The sequence below is a fragment of the endosymbiont of Bathymodiolus septemdierum str. Myojin knoll genome, assembly GCF_001547755.1.
Taxonomy (GTDB): Bacteria; Pseudomonadota; Gammaproteobacteria; order PS1; family Pseudothioglobaceae; genus Thiodubiliella.
Map to the genome: position 1 here is coordinate 511012 of NZ_AP013042.1, position 18851 is coordinate 529862.

General features: G+C 38.3%; 16 protein-coding genes, 1 other RNA gene and 1 pseudogene. 6 read left to right on the top strand and 12 right to left on the bottom strand.

The window, feature by feature from the left end; translation table 11 throughout:
- Positions 1-23 precede the first annotated feature (23 nt).
- The 11 genes from dnaX to BSEPE_RS02775 form a co-directional block, all read right to left on the bottom strand.
- Complete coding sequence (gene dnaX, locus BSEPE_RS02725; protein WP_231893520.1) at positions 24-1148, bottom strand: DNA polymerase III subunit gamma/tau; 1125 nt, start codon at positions 1146-1148, stop codon at positions 24-26.
- 8 nt (positions 1149-1156) lie between these two features.
- Positions 1157-1252: signal recognition particle sRNA small type (gene ffs, locus BSEPE_RS02730), an RNA gene on the bottom strand.
- Positions 1253-1291: 39 nt separating this feature from the next.
- Positions 1292-1948, bottom strand: a complete 657-nt coding sequence (gene murU / locus BSEPE_RS02735) for an N-acetylmuramate alpha-1-phosphate uridylyltransferase MurU (protein WP_066043799.1) — start codon at positions 1946-1948, stop codon at positions 1292-1294.
- Positions 1945-2871, bottom strand: a complete 927-nt coding sequence (locus BSEPE_RS02740) for an aminoglycoside phosphotransferase family protein (protein ID WP_070104552.1) — start codon at positions 2869-2871, stop codon at positions 1945-1947. Before BSEPE_RS02740 ends, murU begins: the two co-directional genes overlap by 4 nt.
- Positions 2868-3707 (bottom strand): D-amino-acid transaminase, encoded by an 840-nt coding sequence (gene dat, locus BSEPE_RS02745; RefSeq protein ID WP_157059371.1) that lies wholly within the window; start codon positions 3705-3707, stop codon positions 2868-2870. Before dat ends, BSEPE_RS02740 begins: the two co-directional genes overlap by 4 nt.
- Positions 3708-4844, bottom strand: a complete 1137-nt coding sequence (locus BSEPE_RS02750) for a D-alanyl-D-alanine carboxypeptidase family protein (RefSeq protein WP_157059372.1) — start codon at positions 4842-4844, stop codon at positions 3708-3710.
- A gap of 9 nt (positions 4845-4853) precedes the next feature.
- Positions 4854-5849 (bottom strand): lytic murein transglycosylase B, encoded by a 996-nt coding sequence (gene mltB / locus BSEPE_RS02755; RefSeq protein ID WP_066043804.1) that lies wholly within the window; start codon positions 5847-5849, stop codon positions 4854-4856.
- A complete protein-coding gene (rodA, locus tag BSEPE_RS02760; RefSeq protein WP_066043807.1) occupies positions 5846-6976 on the bottom strand; it encodes a rod shape-determining protein RodA in 1131 nt (376 codons plus the stop codon). The genes mltB and rodA overlap by 4 nt, the downstream gene beginning before the upstream one ends.
- Entirely contained in the window at positions 6973-7350 is a 378-nt protein-coding gene (locus tag BSEPE_RS02765; protein WP_231893521.1) for an Mth938-like domain-containing protein, read from the bottom strand. Before BSEPE_RS02765 ends, rodA begins: the two co-directional genes overlap by 4 nt.
- Positions 7351-7584: 234 nt before the next feature.
- On the bottom strand, positions 7585-12309 hold the full coding sequence (locus BSEPE_RS08180; RefSeq protein ID WP_066043810.1) for a cadherin-like domain-containing protein: 4725 nt from the start codon (positions 12307-12309) through the stop codon (positions 7585-7587).
- A 2-nt stretch (positions 12310-12311) separates the two neighbouring features.
- Positions 12312-12935, bottom strand: coding sequence for a hypothetical protein (locus BSEPE_RS02775; protein ID WP_066043813.1), 624 nt, complete (start codon positions 12933-12935; stop codon positions 12312-12314).
- A gap of 120 nt (positions 12936-13055) precedes the next feature.
- Between BSEPE_RS02775 and BSEPE_RS02780 the strand changes: the two genes are divergently transcribed.
- The 6 genes and pseudogenes from BSEPE_RS02780 to pdxH all read left to right on the top strand — a co-directional run bounded on the left by BSEPE_RS02780 (position 13056) and on the right by pdxH (position 17885).
- Complete coding sequence (locus BSEPE_RS02780) at positions 13056-13241, top strand: helix-turn-helix domain-containing protein (protein WP_066043815.1); 186 nt, start codon at positions 13056-13058, stop codon at positions 13239-13241.
- 186 nt (positions 13242-13427) lie between these two features.
- Positions 13428-14082, top strand: a pseudogene (locus BSEPE_RS08290) (IS256 family transposase); the annotation flags it as partial.
- Between the two features lie 276 nt (positions 14083-14358).
- Complete coding sequence (locus tag BSEPE_RS02795; RefSeq protein ID WP_157059374.1) at positions 14359-15285, top strand: hypothetical protein; 927 nt, start codon at positions 14359-14361, stop codon at positions 15283-15285.
- A 158-nt stretch (positions 15286-15443) separates the two neighbouring features.
- A complete protein-coding gene (locus tag BSEPE_RS02800; protein ID WP_066043823.1) occupies positions 15444-15890 on the top strand; it encodes a tetratricopeptide repeat protein in 447 nt (148 codons plus the stop codon).
- Positions 15887-17257, top strand: a complete 1371-nt coding sequence (gene gltX / locus BSEPE_RS02805; protein WP_066043825.1) for a glutamate--tRNA ligase — start codon at positions 15887-15889, stop codon at positions 17255-17257. Before BSEPE_RS02800 ends, gltX begins: the two co-directional genes overlap by 4 nt.
- Positions 17247-17885 carry a pyridoxamine 5'-phosphate oxidase gene (gene pdxH, locus BSEPE_RS02810; protein ID WP_066043828.1) on the top strand — a complete coding sequence of 213 codons (639 nt, stop codon included), beginning with the start codon at positions 17247-17249 and terminating at the stop codon, positions 17883-17885. The genes gltX and pdxH overlap by 11 nt, the downstream gene beginning before the upstream one ends.
- 154 nt (positions 17886-18039) lie before the next feature.
- Here pdxH and aroE read toward each other — a convergent pair whose 3' ends face one another.
- Positions 18040-18849, bottom strand: a complete 810-nt coding sequence (gene aroE / locus BSEPE_RS02815; protein WP_066043831.1) for a shikimate dehydrogenase — start codon at positions 18847-18849, stop codon at positions 18040-18042.
- Positions 18850-18851 lie beyond the last annotated feature (2 nt).

An 18851-nucleotide genomic window follows, 5' to 3' on the forward strand; every position in this document is an offset into this window, starting at 1 on the left:
TGGCTGTTTTTTAGATATTTTGACTAATTTAGGTGTTTTTTTTTCTCAGAAGGGGATTCAGAGTGAAAAGTCAGCATACGCAAAAGCGTCATTTCAAAACCGATTTGTTCGCTTGGTGCCAGTGGCAAATCTTTGCTGCCATTGATAGTGATATGATAAAAAAGTTGTAAATCCTGGTTTGAAATTTGTGTAGATAAGGCTTTTACATTGTCAGAAATATCAGCATTATCCAATATTTGTGCAATAGAGATTTTATGAAATAAGGTACTTAAATCTTTAAGTGCTTGCGTTAGGTTTTCGCCTTCATGTGATAATTCTCTGACAAAATTTACCGAGGCTTTAGCATCTTGATTGAGTAGGTGCTTTGCTAAAGTGATGATATCATCATGATGCACCAAACCGAGCATCGCCTTGATGTCTTTTTCCATTACGCTACCATTGCCGTATGAAATAGATTGGTCAAGTAGGCTGAGGGCATCACGCATTGACCCGTTGCCGAAATCTGCAATTTGACTGAGGGCTAATTCTTCGTATTGGTGTTTCTCGGTGTCCATAATGAACTTTAATTGTCCGAGGATTTCTTCGTGGGTTAATTTTTGTAGCGTGAATTGCAAGCAGCGAGATAGGACAGTCACAGGGACTTTTTGTGGGTCGGTAGTTGCAAGTAGAAATTTAATATGCTCTGGTGGCTCTTCAAGGGTTTTTAGCAGCGCATTGAAACTGCTTTTTGAGAGCATATGCACCTCGTCAATTAGGTAAATCTTATAGCGATTTTTGGTCGGCATATATTGTGCGTTTTCCAAAATATCACGCATATTGTCAACGCCTGTGTGCGAGGCAGCGTCGAGTTCGATGAGGTCGATGGACTGACCTTTGTCGATTTCTATGCAAGTTGGGCAAGTGCCACAAGGGGTAGAGCTAACACCGCTTTCGCAGTTGATGGATTTGGCAAAAATTCTAGCAATGGTAGTTTTGCCTACACCTCGCGTTCCGGTAAATAGGAAGCCATGGTGTAAATTGTCCGCATCAAGTGCATTAATCAAGGTTTTAGTCGTGTGCGATTGACCGACCATTTCACCAAAGGTGTGTGGGCGGTATTTACGCGCTAAAACTTGATAAGGTTCGCTCATGTTAAGTCCTGAATTCAAAATGGTAACACCGAGAATGACAGCCGACACCTGAAAAAATTATTACCGTTGCTTCCTTCCGGATCTGGCGGGGTTCATAATCATTCATTGTTAACGCACCCTTGATGTTACCAAAGATTATTTTACTTAAAATTAAGGCTGGTTTATATCTTATTCATTAATTCAAGTCGCTCTGGCGTACCAATATCGTGCCAGTCGCATTGGTAGTGTTTGCCAGTGAGTTTGTTACTGCTAATGGCTTCTTTGAATAAGGTAATAAGCGGAAGTTTTTGTTTACTGTTTAAGTGTGATTGAAAAAAATTGGGGTGGTAGATGCCGATACCTGAAAAAGTGTAAGTTTGCTCTTTTTTCAAGGTGATTCGGTTGTCGTTTAGGGAAAAATCACCGACCAGATTGTGTCCTGGGTTGTCAATCAATACTAAATGCGCCAAAGCATCATTGGGTAAGATGGGCAGGGATAAATCTAAGTCGCATAAGACATCGGCGTTAATCACCATAAAAGGCTCATTACCTAATAAGGGTAAGGCTTGAATGATGCCACCAGCAGTTTCTAAAATGGTGGTTTCAGCACTATATTGGATTTGCACGCCGAATTGACTGCCATCACCTAAATACACCTGGATTTTATTGCCAAGATAGGCGGTATTAATGACAATATCGGTAATACTTGATTTTTTAAGGTTGTCTATCGTATGCTCAATCAGCGTTTTACCATGGACTTTGAGTAATGGTTTTGGCGTGTCTTTGGTTAGTGGCATCATTCGTTCACCTTTGCCTGCGGCGAGAATCATAGCCTTCATATAACATCCTTTAAGAGGGTGAAATCTGGGTATTTATCGGCGACTTGTCGTATATATTTTTCAACCAAAGGAATGTCGTCTAAATATTGATGTTTGCCGTCACGAATAGAGAGGCGTTTGAAGATGCCAAGGATTTTCAAATGGCGCTGTAAGCCCATTAATTCAAATTGTTTTTCAAAATTTGAAAATGCAATTTTTATATTTGCTTGTTGATAATAATATTTTAAAAGTATTTGAATTTCATCGCTAGATAATTCAAGGTAGGCATCTTTGAGTAAAGAACATAAGTCATAAGTGTTTGAACCGACTAGTGCATCTTGAAAGTCAATAAGCGCAATCTCACCATTAACCATCATCATATTGCGTACATGGTAATCACGATGGACGAAAACTTGTGGGCTGCTGAGTGCATTGTCGCTAAGGCTTTGAAAAAGGCTTTGTAATGCGTTAAGATGCTGACTGTTTTTTGGTAGATACCAATCAACCAATAACTGCATTTCAGCTTTTAATAGGTTGTTATTATAGATAGGTAAGTGCTTGTTTTTGCAATCAATGGCTTGCATTTGCACGAGTGTGTCAATGGATTTTTTATATAAATCTATACGGTTATCCTCTCTTAGTGCTTGTAAAAAAGTGGTATTGCCTAAATCTTCAATCAATAAAAAACCCTGAATTAAATCAAATTCAATAATTTTTGGCGCGTATAGATTGTTGTTTCTTAACAACTGGGCAATTTTTATAAACGATTTATTGTCTTCTTTTTCAGGGGGGGCATCCATTGCAATAAAGGTGCTATTACTGCGTTCCACTCTGAAATAACGACGAAAACTGGCATCATCGCTGGCACTAACAATGACGAAATTTTCATCACCAAAGAAAATTTCCAGCCAGTCTGTGAGTGCATCCAGGCGTAAATCTATCATTCGGATGCCTCTTTGAGGTGTTGATAATGTTCATACACACATTCCCAATATTGCCCGACTTTACCGCTATTCACAGTGCGCCCATCTATCTGGATAATCGGCATCACTTCACGGGTGGAGCTGGAAATCCAAACCTCGTCAGCGTTCAATAATTTATTTAGCGTGAAGGTTGATTCATTAATCGTAAGGCCACAGGCTTGTGCACTTTCCATTGCTAAATCTCGGGTAATGCCTGAGAGGATATTCACCCCTGTTGGGTGCGTGTAAAGCGTACTGTCTTTTATCATAAAGACATTAGAAGTTGCGCCTTCGGTGATGATATTATCACGGTGCAAAATTACTTCTTCCATTTTCTGTTCTTTGGCGTTTTGTGCGTAGAGCGTATTTGCTAATAGCGAAGTGGCTTTGATGTCGCATCGTGACCAGCGAATATCAGGCTGGGTAATAACACGAAAACCCTGTTCTAATACTTGTTTGGGTTTTGGTATTAACGGGTTAGTCTCAATATAAACCGTTGGGGTTAGCGATTCAAAACTGTGTTTTCTTTGTGTGTCTACGCCACGCGTGATTTGAAAATAGATGGATTGGTCATCTGTTTTTGCATGGCTGAGTAATTGATTAAAAATATCTAACCACTCACTTTTGGTATGAGGGTTGGGGATTTTTACTGAGTCTAAACTTTTTTGTAGGCGTTTAAGATGTGCTTTTAGACGAAATATTTTGCCGTTATAAACAGGGATAACCTCATAAACACCATCGCCGAATAAAAAGCCTCTATCCATAACAGAAATAGAGGCTTTGTTTTTTGCAATAAAATTGCCGTTCAGATAGACCATTTATAGCCCAATTTTATCCAGTAGTCGTGAGAAGAAACCAGATTCAGGTGCATCTTCCAGGGCGATAATCGGCAGTTTTGCCAACACATTGCCTTCAAATTTAATAATAAAGTGTCCAATGTTATCGCCTTTGCTAATTGGTGCTGCCAAATTATTATTTAACTCAATCGCCTGCTGAGACAGTCTGTATTGACCACGCGGTAAAGTGATTGCTTGCGGATGATTAAAACCCACTTTTATTGCTTTTTTGGTTGAACTGGGAATCGGTATTTTATTGCTAATTTCACTAATTTTTTTGGTTTCATAAAAACGGAAACCATAATCCAAGAGTGTTTGAGTTTGTTCTGCTCTGGCTTGCGTACCCGTTGAGCCAAGCACTACGGAAATTAGACGCATATCGTCAACACGCTTAGCACTAACAACAAGATTGTACCCCGCCCTTTTAGTGTGACCTGTTTTTAGCCCGTCTACTGTGTGATCGGACCAAAGTAATTTATTACGATTACGCTGTTTTATACCGTGATAAGAAAACTCTTTTTGTGAAAACCATGGGTAGAACTGTGGGAAATCACGAATAATTGCGGATGCAAGTTTTGCCATATCTCTGGCGGTAACATTTTGCTTGTTATCTTTGACTGGTAAACCTGAGGCATTTTCAAAATTAGAACTTAACATCCCTAGCTCTTTAGCATACTCATTCATATAAGTCGCAAAAGTACCCTCAGTGCCAGCAATATGCTCTGCCAACGCGACCGCCGAATCATTGCCAGATTGAATAATCATACCTTGTAATAAAGTTTCTAATTTAATGGTTTTACCGACCTCAACAAAACTTTTTGACCCGCCTGTTTTCCATGCTTTTTTACTAATGCGCACATCATCATTTAACCCTACTCTACCATCTTTAATCAGTTGAAAAACCACATAGGCAGTCATTAATTTGGTTAAACTTGCGGGTGCGCGTAATTCATCTGCATCGCTAGAGGCAATCACTACGCCTGAATTATGGTCAACGACGAGATAGGCCGCTGCATTAATTGAAGGCGCCTTAGGTGTGATGAAAATAGACGCCTGTACATTGAATGATAAGACGCTAAGGGTGATCATTAATTTTTTAATAAGTGATTGATATTTCATAGTTTTTATTTAGTATTTTAAATTAAATTGTTGTTTTATTTTTTCTGATAAACGATAAGCGGTTATTGCATATCGGTTATCGTGATTATAACGGGTTAGTACATAAAAATTCCAAAAAGTGAGCCAAGTTTCGTCAATTGTTTTTTGCGGTAGCCGAATAAAGGCTAATTTTGTTTTATCATTAATATCTACATCAATGTTGAAGCCTTTGTTGCGCCAAAATTTTGCGTTCATTTTTGGTTTAGAATTCGCGCGTTTGGCGTGTTCAAGTTGTTTACCATGGAGTTCAATAGGGCGAGCGATTTCACCAAAATCGTGCCAATGGTGCTGGTCAAAATAATTGGCAATAGAGCCAATAGCATCCGCAGGCGAAGAGAACAAATCAATCACACCATCGTGGTCAAAGTCTACTGCATAATGACGATAAGAACTGGCAATAAATTGCGGAAATCCCATTGCCCCTGCGTATGAACCTTTAACAGACAAAGGCGCAATGGCATTGTCACGCGACATTAGCAAGAATGACTCTAATTCATTGCGGTAAAAATTGCGTCGGCGGTAATTAGTAAAGGCGCGGGTTGTTAAAACCTTGAAAGTCGAGTGCGTACCTTTTTTGCTACCATAACTGGTTTCTATGCCTAAAATAGCAACGATAATTTCAGCAGGTACATTGTAAGTTTTTTCAGCGCGCGTTATGACTGCTAAATTATCCTTCCAAAACTTAACGCCATTATTAATGCGTTCTTCGGTAAGAAATAAGTCTCTATATTTGTCCCACACCATCGGCGGTTTTTTCACGCGCTTGACTTTATTTTTCTTGATAGGTTTATCAGCAATTTTAAATTTAACAGTGGCAAAAATAGTCAGTAATTCATCACGATTAAAATCGTGCTTTGTTACCATTTTATCAATGAAATTCTGCGTGGTTTTAAAGTAGGTTGCTGGCACTATTTTGGCAGAAACCAATGAGGATAGGAGCAAGAGAGAAATAGCAAGGAGTCTCATGATAAGTAACTCGGTGCTTTATGTTTACGGATTGACATAATAATACCAAAACTTGCAAATAGCGTAATCAACGATGAGCCACCATAACTAATAAGCGGCAATGGCACACCTACAACTGGCAGTAAGCCTGACACCATTCCGATATTAACAAATATATAGGTAAAGAAAATCAATGTTAAACTGGCGCCAAGCAGTTTGGAAAAAGTATCTTCTGATTCAATGGCAATGACGAAGCAGCGCCAAACAATTAAACCGTAAAAACACAATAATAACAAGACACCGATAAAGCCCAATTCTTCTGCAATGACAGCAAAAATAAAGTCAGTACTGTGCTCTGGTAAGAAGTTAAGTTGCGCCTGAGAGCCTTGCTCAAAACCCTTGCCAAGCAGTCCGCCAGAGCCAATGGCAATCTTAGATTGCAAGATATGATAGCCCGCACCAAGCGGGTCTAAAGTTGGGTCAATCATGGTTAGAATGCGTTTCTTCTGATACCCTATCAATAAATAATTCCAAGCGACATAACCACTGCCAATCACACCTGCACCGATGACACCAAGATTGAGAAAATTGTTTCTCAGGATTTGAATACGCACGCCTGAAAGTATTAATACATAAATACCACTAGCACCGATGAGTAGGGAGGTGCCTAAATCAGGCTGTTTGGCAATCAATAAAACAATAACGATGATTGCTGACAATGAAGTGAATATTGACACAGGCTGCGGTGGAAGGGTTTTTTCACTAAGGATTGAAGCAATCGCAATCGGCACAATAACTTTCATAAGTTCCGATGGTTGAAAACGCATAAATCCCATGTCCAGCCAGCGTTGAGCGCCGCCACTACTGGATCCAAACAGTAAAACCAAGAGTAATAAAAAGATACCAAGTAACATTAAATAGGGGGAATATCGCCTAAAGATATAAGGTGGTATTTGTGCAATAATCAGCATCATACTGATTGCAAGCGCAAAGTGCAACATTTGCTTATAAACCAAACTGATTGATTCAGCCGAGGCGCTATAAAGTATGGTCAATCCAAAAATACTAATACCCATTAACATTAAAAATAAAGGGGTGTCCATTTTGAAGTAGTGCCAATAATGTCGAAGTTTGTCTATTTGAGTCATAGCAAAAGGAGCCCCACTAAGCGCATATCAGACAATAATAAATTAAAACTGCGATAGGCAGATTCCGTACTCATACTTTCAATGCCAATCCCCATTTGTTGAATGGCAACTTGCTGTTGCGGGTCTAAAAAACAACCAGTTGCACCTGTGCCAACAATGAGTATGTCAATATCATCTTTTGAAGAAAGTGGAAATAATGACATTTTATCCAACTTTTCTAGTGTCATATCCGGTGTTTCTGTGTGATAGTTAGTGGAGACAAAGCAGGGCGTAGTCAAACTTGTGTGCGATAAAGTGATGGTTTTATCATTCACAGAAATAATGCTATTTTTCTGGTTGTCCTGCTGGTTAAATTCCACTTTTAAAATATGCATATGTGTAAAAATGATATTATAACAGCGAGCGTTTTGTTATTTATGTTGATTCTGTTTATTACATCGTCTAATAATTATAAACTCACAAAGACCTTAATCTGATTATGACAAGCGTTAATCATGTAATAAATCAAAGTCATGGAATAAGTCCCCTTGTATCTTTTTATTAATATTTGCACTCCTTTATTTTACTTTTGCCTTTATATATTTTTTGGTTTGATGGATTACTATTTATTAAATAACGCTCATATCATCAATGCCCAGTGAATAAGTGCCTATATTAGAGCCAAAAGACTCAGCAGAGATATAATAAGTACCAGATTCTACCGCATTAAAAATAAGTCGTGAGTTAGTTGACACACCTCCATCATCATTGTTGGTGCCACTTATTATATGGCCATTGGCGTCACAAATACCACCTAGATAAGTATCGCTCAATGTACCTGCATTAGTAGGGGCGCCCTCTAGGTCGATCTGATAGTTTATACCGGCTTCCAAAGTAATACGGAACCAATCTGTATCATTGGATGTTTCAATAGCACCAGTAATAACATCGCCTAATGTCAGCTCGCCCGTGGTGTTAATATCATTAGAAATATCAAAGTTTACAGCCTCTATATTTGCTATGGCAATAGCGTTAATCGTTGCCTGCCCATCACTAATATCATAACTCAATTGAATTTGACCATTGAAGTTAGCATTTGGCGCAAGACTCCAAGTGCCATCGTTGTTATTAGTTATGCTTGCATTGTTGCCAATGACAACCAAATTACTAACAGTCAAATCATCACCATCAACATCACTCGCATTGGCTAGTAATTGCGCCGTGGTAATACTTAGATTTTGGTCTTCTGTACCTGTAAGGCTAACCGCAGTAGTTACAACTGGCGCGTGATTATCACTTATAATTTGAGCGCTAGAGTATGTAGTTACACTTTCTAAAGTGCCACGATCATCAGTATAACTAACAACAGTTCTTACATACTTGCCAGTATGCGCTTGTGCTAGGGTTAGTTCACTACTTGTGGCGCCAACAATATCTACCCAGGTTTGCCTATCTGTCGATACTTGCCATTGGTAATTAACATCACCCATACCATCAGCATCAGACACAGAGCTAGTTAATGTTAGGGTTTGCCCCTGTGTTGTTTCACCTTGCAGGTAAATCCTTCCTGTTGCATCTGCATTAAAATTATCATTTGCTGCATTGATATACCAAATAGCGCCATCGGCAAACATAATGCGCTCAATAACCCCATTTTCCGTGTCTTTTATGCGAATACTGTCTTGATCGTTTATAGTAAGTAATAAATCAGCTCCATCTATAGTAACGCTAATATCAGCAATTTCAATGCCATCGCCAAATACAATACTATCCACACCTTGAGCATCAACAATAACATCATTTCCATCGCCTAAACTAAAGTGATAAGTATCATTACCCACGCCACCATCTAAATTATCATCACCTGCGCCGCCTGTAATAACATCATTTCCAGCTTGGGCTTTAATATTATCATCACCTGCTAAACCTTGCAAAGTGTTATTACCACGATTACCAATAATATAGTTTGCTTCATTGTTACCAGTTGCATCTATATCCTCATTCCAAAGTTTAACCGTTTCTTTGGTGTAAATAGTATATGCATTAGCAACATCTGCTGCCTTGCGGAAGGTTTCAATATCAACAAAACGCGTCATATCATTAACCTTACCACGCCCCGAATCACTGATATAGAACCCTACAAGTTCGCCATTACCAGCGTTGTGCACTGCACCCGTTAAAGTGACGGCGTGGTTTACACTGCCGCTACCTACATAATTTTGCTCATCCCATAACACACCTGCATTAACGGATAGTATTAGCCCACGACCGCCGCGTAATAAATTAGCAATGCCTGTTTCGTTATAGCCTTGAATAACATCATTATCAATCCCATAATTATCTAGGATTGCTTGTTGTTGTAGGTAGTTTGAACCACCTAATTGACTTGCTGGCAAACTCGGATTATTAACTGCCCAGTTGTTTTTAATAGCCAAATTAACCACCTCACCCTCTGTGGTAGGTTTGCCTGTTTGGGTGATAAGATTGGCAATTGAAGTGAGTGCACAAGTGCCTTGGTAATTCTCAACAGCATCACCTTGGATGTAATCAAGTTCGTTGCGTTTTGGAAAGCCGTAAACCAAAACATCTTCACCGTCCACTTTGCCTTTTTCAGGCTTAGAGAAGTCAAGTAAGATGAGGTTTTCAGTATTAGAGTCTAGTGTGTAGGTAATGCTACTTTGTACATTGTCTATGCCTTCGTTGTTGTTTTCAATAACTTGGTCATTGATATTATCAACATAATAAGTATCGTTGCCTAAACCACCAATCATCACATCAGCACCCGTTACGCCATCAATGATATTATCACTACTGTTGCCAATAATTTTATTATCTTGTGCATTACCTGTGCCGTGGATATCAAATCCTTCCAGTAGGCGCAATTCTTCAATATTAGCATTCAGCAAATAACTAGTACTAGAGATAACTGTGTCATAACCTTGATTGCTTTGCTCATAAATACTATCATTCACACTATTTACAATATAAATATCATTGCCTTTGCCACCGACCATGACATCTGCATCAGCGCCACCATCAAGATAATCATCACCTAAGCCACCAACTAGAGTATCAAAGCCCGCGCCACCGTATAGGTGGTCGTTATCGCTTTCACCTGCATTTAGAGTTTGCTTGTCTTCATTGCTTGCGGTAAATCCAGCTAAATAATCATTTCCAGCGCCACCATACAAAACATCATCACCCACTTGACCAAACAGATTGTCGTTGCCTTGTTCGCCATAGAGTTTATCATCACCCTCATCGCCTTGGAGCTCGTCATTCTCAGTGCCACCATACAATATATCATCACCCAAGCCAGCGATTAATACATCGTTGCCAGCACCGCCATGGAGATAATCATTATCAGTTTCCCCAGCATCCAGGCTTTGCTTGTCTTGATTCGCAGCAGTAAAGCCTAGAAGTAAATCATTCCCAGCACCACCCCAAAGCTTGTCATTGCCTGTTTGTCCAAACAGCCTATCTTCGCCGTCTCCACCGATTAATTCATCATTACCCTCATTGCCTTGGAGTTCATCATTACCACTACCGCCAAAGAGTTTGTCATTGCCCTTACCGCCAACCAGCACATCATTCCCAGTGCCGCCATCAAGGTAATCATTGCCTAAGCCGCCGTATAGATTATCATCGCCCGCACCGCCATATAAATGGTCGTTATCACTTTCACCTGCATTTAGCGTTTGCTTGGCATCGTTACTGGCAGTAAAACCTAGTAGTAAATCATCACCAGCACCACCTAAAACAGTGTCATCACCTACATCTGCAAAGATTCTATCGTTACCTTGCTCGCCATATATCATGTCGTTGCCTGCATAGCCAAGTAACTCATCATTACCCTTGCCACCCCAGAGGCTGTCAGATCTAGCACTACCACCCATAAAATCATTGCCATCACCTGCAAGGAAGTGGGTGATTAGATTAAGGTTAAAGTAGTTAGTGCTAGCATAATAATTCACATTAAAGGCATCATTACCATCAGTGCCGATTAAATAACTTTTATTGTTGTAGTTTATCTTTACCATAGACGAGGTCCATTTGTACGCGCCTCCATTAACAAAATAAACATTATCTGTATCTCGCAGATGGCGATAGTTACTATTAGGTGTTGTTGGCTCGGCTATTTGACTTACTTGATTAGGCTTGTTTGTAGCAATATGTGCATTGCCTTGGGTATAAAGAGCGTAATCAGCTTGTTTAATAGGGCTTGATAATGTACTTAACTCAACTAATTCATCGGTATTTAGTTGCCCATCTTCGTTAGTGTCCGTCCAGAGTTTTAGTCCGGTGGTTTCATCAGTTGTTAGTTGTCCGTCGTTATTAGTATCTAGCGCTGCTAGTTGTTCTTTGGTTATTGGGTTTAGGTTACTGTCAACAAGCACACCTGTGCTGCTAGCAATACTTTGGGCATTGTCATACTCTGCACTTTGAGAATCATAAAATGCACCAATTGGGTAGCAGAGTTCATTAAAATCATAGTTAGATTTAAATTTATAATTACCTAAGGAGGAATTTAATACATAATCTTGGAAGGCTCTAAACTCTTCACGAGTTATCCAGCCATCTTTTAATTCTTGGCGCATGGCTTTTTCTGCGTTAAACAAATCACCGATATCGTTAAAATCAACATCAGGGGTGTTAACTACCCATTTACCTTGGTCGTTAAGGTCTAGGATGTCTTGGTTTTGCCAGTTTTTTAGGGCTTGGTCTGCGGTTTGAGAGGTGAATTTGTCTATTGGGTTGCCCAGGAAGGATTCACGGGCAATTGCGTTTAGTATGTTTTGCTGTTGGGTTGAACTATCCGATGGCTGTAGGTTGAATTCAGTACTGATTTCTGCCAAGGTTTTGGGGCTTTCTATTTCAAAGGCTTGTTTGAATTCACTAGATGTACCATCAGCAATGGTGTTGAATTGTTGTTGTTTTTGTTCAGGGGTAATGTCATCATTAAACCAGTTGTTGAGAGTAGATTTTACTGTATCGCTGATTGTATTATTATAAACTATACTGCCACCCCAGCTTATAGTAATTAATGTAATAGCAGCGCCTATTGGATTGGAGACAAACGCTACTGCACCAACACCAGCAAGTGTACCAATACCCCAGCTAATTGCTGCATCAATGCCTCCTGCTGCACCCTCTTGATGAGTAGCAAGAGCAATTTGAGCGATACCCAGTGCACCACCTTTGAGTTTAAAGGTGTTATTCATCATTTTAAGTGCGTCATCACTAGCGCCTAAGGCTCTGGCTGTTTCCACTTGTGCAGAAAATACAATGTCTACAGCTAATTTAACTTTTGCTAGATTGTCTTGATTTTGTTGCTCTTCATTTGTTAGACTCATGGTTATTCTCCTTTATTTGAATTGTTTGTAAAAAGTGTTTTTGTGGCTAGTATTGAAACTATAAAATAGAATGTCATCAAATAGATAAGAGAACCAAGCACTAACCTGTTAAAAATAAAGCCATAAATACTATTCCACTGAAAAATATCATTATTTCTACCTACCTTGTCTAATTGGTCATACAGCATATAAAATTTTGAACCTTCGGATGCATTCGAGAAAATCGTTCCAATAAGGAAAATCCCTGTAAAAAAAATATAAAACACCATTAAATATTTTTTTCTAACTCTTTTATGGGTGTAGTGAATTGCATTCTGTTTATACCAAGCCCAATCTTTAATAAAAATCCCGATGGTCGTAATAAAAACAAACCAAAAAATCCCTTGATACAAAACATACAGCAGTATCATTTTCTCCCGGTACGCCACTGACACATTTACCCAGTATTGCGCCTTTGGAAAAACCTCTAGCAGTTGAGTATTGTATTGCCCTAAATTAAATATCCACTCACCAATGGGCGTATTTAGCAAATAAATGGTAATTACAGAATAGAATACTGCCAAAGCTAGATAGAGTTTTTCTGGTCCTGTTAGCTTATATTTTTCCTTTTCTTTGTTGTTTCCCATTTTTAATTATATTCCCTGATTGCAACCAATACTGATTGTCAAATATTATACTCTCTATATTAGAGAGTTTATCTTTTCTACATTCAATTATTATTTTTTTATTTTATTGCAAGTTCCATAATGAAATACATTGATTTTAATGAAAACGAAATACAAGATTTTTGCAAAGAAGCGGCAAAAAATGTAAAAGATCTTCGTATAAAAAAAGGTGTGAAACAAATAGATTTAGCAGTGGCAATAAACATAAATTCAACAGGTTCTTATAGTGATTATGAAAATAATAAACAAAACAAAAGTTTAGTTTAATCCATCTGTATAAAATATCAAAAGTGCTAGATGTTAGTATCAAAAAACTCCTCCCTTAGAAAAATAAAAAGACCCTGTAAACCAGATTGTGTAAACCCTCATATTTTATAATCCCTAAAAAGGAGAAAAAACATGAGTAACGCAACACTAAGAAAAAACCAAAAGAACCAACTGAACAACACAGGCATTAACCAACAAAAACTCCGTGCTTTTGCTGGTGAGCTTGCCAAAGACATCCACACCCAAGATGACTTGGCAGACTTGTCTGCATCATTGGTTAAGATGACCATAGAAGCGGCACTTGGTGCTGAGATGGAACATCACCTTGGCTATCCAAAATATGGACAAAATGGCAATGAATCTAATGCCAGTAATAACGCTCGCAATGGCTACTACTCTAAAATTGTTAAAGGTAATCATGGCGAAGTTGAACTTGCTATTCCAAGGGATCGATGCTAACTTTGAGCCTGCTATCATTGAGAAGGGTCAAACCAGATTAGGCACTTTTGATAATCAAATATTAAGCCTGTATGCCAAAGGCATGAGCACCCATGATATTGTCACAACCTTTAAAGAGATGTATGACGCTGACATCTCAGCAACGTTGGTGTCCAATGTAACACAAGCGGTTATTACTCACGCCACAGAGTGGCGTAATCGTCCATTGGATGAGATTTACCCCATTGTTTATTTAGACGGTATTGTCATTAAAGTTAGGCAAGATAAACAAATCATTAAAAAGACCATGTACATTGCCCTAGGCGTTAATCTTGAGGGTAAAAAAGAATGTCTTGGCTTATGGTTGTCCAAAAATGAATCTTCTAAGTTCTGGTTGGGCGTTTTTTTACTCATTTTTTACTCTGATTTTTTACTCTGATTTTTTTTGTTTAGTTTAACGGGTTTGAAATAAGAAAGTTTAGATTGTTGTTTGAAATTGTTGGGGTTTTATAGTTTTGAGATAATAAATTAATAAGCCAACTTTTTACTATAAAATATTGGATTTATTAAAAGATTTTTGATAAAAACTGGGGAAAATTATCTGATTTTGTTTTTAATATGATGTATCGGGGCGATAATGCCTTATTTAACCAGTTAGATTGAAAAAATGGTGATAGACATGCGTTTTACTGTAATATTAGTATCTTTAATATTTCCTATTTTATCTGGAATATCTTTTGCGCAAGAAAAAATAATTTCAAAAACTAATACTTTTTATACATCAAACGATTTACAAATATATAAGAATATTCTCCATAAATTTGAAGTTATAGGAGAAAAACATACTTACGACAAAAGCTATAATTATTCAAATCATCAATGGACAATTGGCTTTCTTTCTGGAATTTTCAAAAAATACCCGAAAATAAGAAAGGAAATTTTAAACAAAAGCACATCAAAATTTGTACAAGGTGCATTTCTAATTTCCTTATATAGGGCTAACATTCCAAATGAGGCTGAAAAATATGCAGCAAGTAATTTATCAGAAAAATGGAGTAATTATTATAAAACTAGAATTCTATCTTTAGAAGAGGTAATACCTCGAGATACCCCATCAGAAAACGACCTTCTTTTAGGGGCTTTTGCCGCTACTGGAACAAAACAATATATCTACAATATGTTATATTACTTTGAAAAAGAAAATATCGAAAAAATTACAGATGCTATTAAAGTGGGCTTACTTATAGAAAAATTTGGACCTGAAATGACACCTAAAAAAGGATATAAAACTAAAATAACCAGCGCTTTTGTCAAAAAATATAACGCTAAAAATGATATAAAAAGTTATTTACACTTAATGACTATGGGGGTAGCTATTTGGTCTATACGCTCCAACATGAAAAAAGATGACAACCTTAAAAAGCTATTTGAAGATTTCCTTTCGAAAAATAAAATTTTAAAACCTATACTAAAATCAGAAATTAATTATCTGTCAAATTATATTGTTGACTTTATTGGTTACAATGCCACAAAAAGCAATATCCTAAAGAAAAGTTTAGATCGTTATGAAAGCCTAGAGACGCAAATTAATTTTAACAAAATCTAACAAGTCATTCCCATCTATCTGCTTACGTATTAGGTGATTTTAGGCGTTACAAAAAAATGACAATCAAACTAAAGAACTTACTACGACATCAGTATTCAGCCTAACTATAGTTTATGACCGTGTAAAATAATACTATTTTTTAAAATCACAGAATTCTTATGTCAAACACCAATGAAACAGATGCATTTAGTGCAGATTTAAACAGTGGCATTGCTGCTTTTGATTCCAAAAACTTTACGATGGCTTATCAATTATTAGCCCCGCTTGCCACGCAAAGTAATGCTGAAGCGCTATGGCGTCTTGGAATGATGCAGATGAATGGTTTGGGGATGGTTGAAAATCAGCCTTTGGGTTTTGAGAATTTTAATCAAGCAGCCGAGCAGGGTCACGCTTTTGCACACCATATGATTGCAGTAGCGTATATGACGGGCGAAGGGGTTGAAAAAGATATCACTAGGGCGATTGAATGGTTTGAAAAAGCCGCTGAATTTGGTTTGCCGGGTGCGATGTATGCTTTAGGTATGTTATATGAAGACGGTAAGGAAATTGAAAAAGACCTTGAAAAAACCCAATATTGGTATGACGAGGCGGCGAAAGTCTCATGAAGTCGAGATTTGCCCCTTCCCCGACAGGATACCTGCACATTGGCGGTGCACGCACGGCATTATTCGCTTGGGCGTATGCGAAAAAACAGCAGGGTAATTTTGTATTGCGCATTGAAAATACGGATAGAGAGCGTTCTACACAGGCGTCAGTTGATGCTATTTTAGATGGGATGAATTGGCTAGGATTGGATTATGACGAAGGTCCGTTTTACCAAACTCAGAGATTTGAGCGTTATCAAGCAGTCATTAGGCAATTATTAAATGAAGATAAGGCTTATTATTGCGAGTGTTCAAAGAAGCGATTAGAAGATTTGCGAGAAGTGTTAATGGCAAAAGGTGAAAAGGCTATGTATGACGGTTGTTGTCGTGATAAAAACCTCACCTCAGGCGTTGTGCGTTTCAAAAATCCGCAGGAGGGTGTGGTAATTTTTGAAGATAAGGTTAAAGGCAAAATCTCCATTGCTAATAAAGAGTTAGATGATTTAATTATTGCGCGCACTGACGGCACGCCAACCTATAATTTAACCGTTGTGGTTGATGACCATGATATGGAAATCAGCCATGTGATTCGTGGTGATGACCATATTAATAACACGCCGAGACAGATTAATTTATATGAGGCATTAAATTGGGCGTTACCTAAATTTGCACATTTGCCAATGATTTTGGGCAGTGATGGTGCGCGCCTATCAAAACGACATGGTGCAGTTAGTGTAATGGCGTATCGGGATGCGGGTTTTTTACCTGAGGCACTTTTAAATTATTTGGTGCGTTTGGGTTGGTCACATGGTGACCAAGAGGTTTTTTGTTTGGATGAAATTGTATCGTTATTTGATTTAAAAGACATTAACAAAGCCCCTGCGAGCTTTAATGAAGAGAAGTTATTGTGGCTTAATCAAGAATATATTAAAAAATCCACACCTGAACATTTGATTAAAAATTTGCAATGGCATCTAAATGAACAAAGTTTTAACACCAGTAATGGACCCGATTTACCTTTGGTTGTAAATGCCCTGCAAGCGCGCTCAAAAACTTTGGTGGAGATGGTAGAGGGTATGAAAATGTATTATCAGGATTTTGATAAATTCGATAAAAAACTTGCTGATAAACAGTTTAAAGACACAGCGCCACTTGCTGCATTACTCGAGGAGCTTATGCAATTAGACATCTGGGAAGCCGAAGCAATCAAATCTTGCATTAAGCAGGTGTGCGATGATTTAGGTATTGGTTTCGGTAAAGTTGGGCAACCATTCCGTTTGGCACTCAGTGGCAATGGCAATGCAGGTAATATTGATGCTGTGGCTGAATTAATCGGCAAGTCAATCACGCTAAAACGCTTAGAAAAAGCCATTCAATATGTCGGTTGATTTACAACAATTACGACGCGAATTTACCAGTACAGGTATCGTTCGTGCTCAGTTGGATACTGACCCTTTTGCACAGTTTAAAGTTTGGATGGAACAGGCAATTGATGCAAAATTAACTTTGCCAAATGCCATGAGTTTAGCCACCAGTGACGATAAAGGTGTTGGCATTAGAACGGTGTTATTAAAGACTTTTGATGAACAGGGCTTTGTATTTTTTACCAATTACAATTCTAAAAAATCTAAGCAAATTGCTAACAACCCGAGCGCGGCGCTATTGTTTCCTTGGTTGGATTTAGAGCGTCAGGTAAAGATTTCTGGCGAGGTAGAAAAAATACCAACCTTAGAATCCATCAAATATTTCGCATCGCGTCCAAAAGATTCGCAACTCGGTGCTTGGGCGTCAGCACAATCTTCAGTGTTAAATTCAAGGCAGATTTTATTGTCGGAATTTGACACAATGAAACGCAAATTTAACAAAGGCAAGGTGCCTTTGCCTGATTTTTGGGGTGGGTATCGCGTGGTGCCAAAAACCATTGAGTTTTGGCAAGGTAGAGAAAATCGTTTGCACGACCGTTTTGTTTATACCAATAAAGACGGCATTTGGAATATTAGTCGTTTAGCGCCTTAGGAGACTGTTGAAAGTACAATTTATAAAACACATAAAACAGCACCTTTTCCACTCAAAAACTCGTCAAATAACTGGCTATTCTCCTCATTTTTGAGTAAAAAATGCACTATTTTCTGCATTTCCTAAATTGCACTTTCAATATTCAACAATCTCCTTAGCTTCTTGCTCTAATAGTATCTATAATCGACCGAGTATTAGGTTGTTTACCTGTCCAAAATTCAAAAGCCGCCGCCGCTTGTTCTACCAGCATACCCAAACCATCAATAACCATTGATGCGTTGTTTACCTTTGCCCATGTCATAAACGGTGTGATTTTTCCATACATTAAGTCATAGCAAATCGCACCATTAGCGACGCCATTGGGAATGGTTAACATTTTTCCATCAAGTGAAGCGCTGGTAGCGTTGATAATTATATCAACAGGTTTGGACTTGATTTTTTCCAATCCAAAGCCACAAGTTTTGCCGTATTCTGAAAAGTCATTTGCTAGTGTTGTCGCCTTAGAGGCGGTGCGATTGGCAATCATCACTCGCGTGGGATTTTGCTCTAACAAGGGTAGTAAAATTCCTCTTGTTGCTCCACCAGACCCTAAAATCAAGATGACTTTATCGCGCAAATCAATACCAAGGTTTTTGGTTAAATCATTGACCAGTCCAACACCATCTGTATTTTCACCGATACAAGTATTGCCCTCAACTTTAATGGTATTGACCGCACCTGCTGTTTGTGCGTTGCGTGTGCGTTGCGTGGCAAAGTTAAAGGCGTCAATTTTAAAGGGTACGGTAATATTAAAGCCCAACCCCCCTTGTTGAATAAAATTATTTGCTGTTTGCGTAAAGGCATCGATTGGCGCTAATTCCTTTGTGTATTTAACATTCACACCTGTTTGCTGTGCAAACATTGCGTGAATGGTAGGCGACAAACTGTGCTCAATCGGATTGCCAAAAACTGCTAACTTATACATTG

Bases quoted from the DNA above. Each gene is read 5' to 3' on its own strand.
- murU (WP_066043799.1), bottom strand. From the start codon at position 1,948: ATGAAGGCTATGATTCTCGCCGCAGGCAAAGGTGAACGAATGATGCCA.
- BSEPE_RS02740 (WP_070104552.1), bottom strand. From the start codon at position 2,871: ATGATAGATTTACGCCTGGATGCACTCACAGACTGGCTGGAAATTTTC.
- dat (WP_157059371.1), bottom strand. From the start codon at position 3,707: ATGGTCTATCTGAACGGCAATTTTATTGCAAAAAACAAAGCCTCTATT.
- BSEPE_RS02750 (WP_157059372.1), bottom strand. From the start codon at position 4,844: ATGAAATATCAATCACTTATTAAAAAATTAATGATCACCCTTAGCGTC.
- mltB (WP_066043804.1), bottom strand. From the start codon at position 5,849: ATGAGACTCCTTGCTATTTCTCTCTTGCTCCTATCCTCATTGGTTTCT.
- rodA (WP_066043807.1), bottom strand. From the start codon at position 6,976: ATGACTCAAATAGACAAACTTCGACATTATTGGCACTACTTCAAAATG.
- BSEPE_RS02765 (WP_231893521.1), bottom strand. From the start codon at position 7,350: ATGCATATTTTAAAAGTGGAATTTAACCAGCAGGACAACCAGAAAAAT.
- BSEPE_RS08180 (WP_066043810.1), bottom strand. From the start codon at position 12,309: ATGAGTCTAACAAATGAAGAGCAACAAAATCAAGACAATCTAGCAAAA.
- BSEPE_RS02775 (WP_066043813.1), bottom strand. From the start codon at position 12,935: ATGGGAAACAACAAAGAAAAGGAAAAATATAAGCTAACAGGACCAGAA.
- BSEPE_RS02780 (WP_066043815.1), top strand. From the start codon at position 13,056: ATGAAATACATTGATTTTAATGAAAACGAAATACAAGATTTTTGCAAA.
- BSEPE_RS02795 (WP_157059374.1), top strand. From the start codon at position 14,359: ATGCGTTTTACTGTAATATTAGTATCTTTAATATTTCCTATTTTATCT.
- BSEPE_RS02800 (WP_066043823.1), top strand. From the start codon at position 15,444: ATGTCAAACACCAATGAAACAGATGCATTTAGTGCAGATTTAAACAGT.
- gltX (WP_066043825.1), top strand. From the start codon at position 15,887: ATGAAGTCGAGATTTGCCCCTTCCCCGACAGGATACCTGCACATTGGC.
- pdxH (WP_066043828.1), top strand. From the start codon at position 17,247: ATGTCGGTTGATTTACAACAATTACGACGCGAATTTACCAGTACAGGT.
- aroE (WP_066043831.1), bottom strand. From the start codon at position 18,849: ATGTATAAGTTAGCAGTTTTTGGCAATCCGATTGAGCACAGTTTGTCG.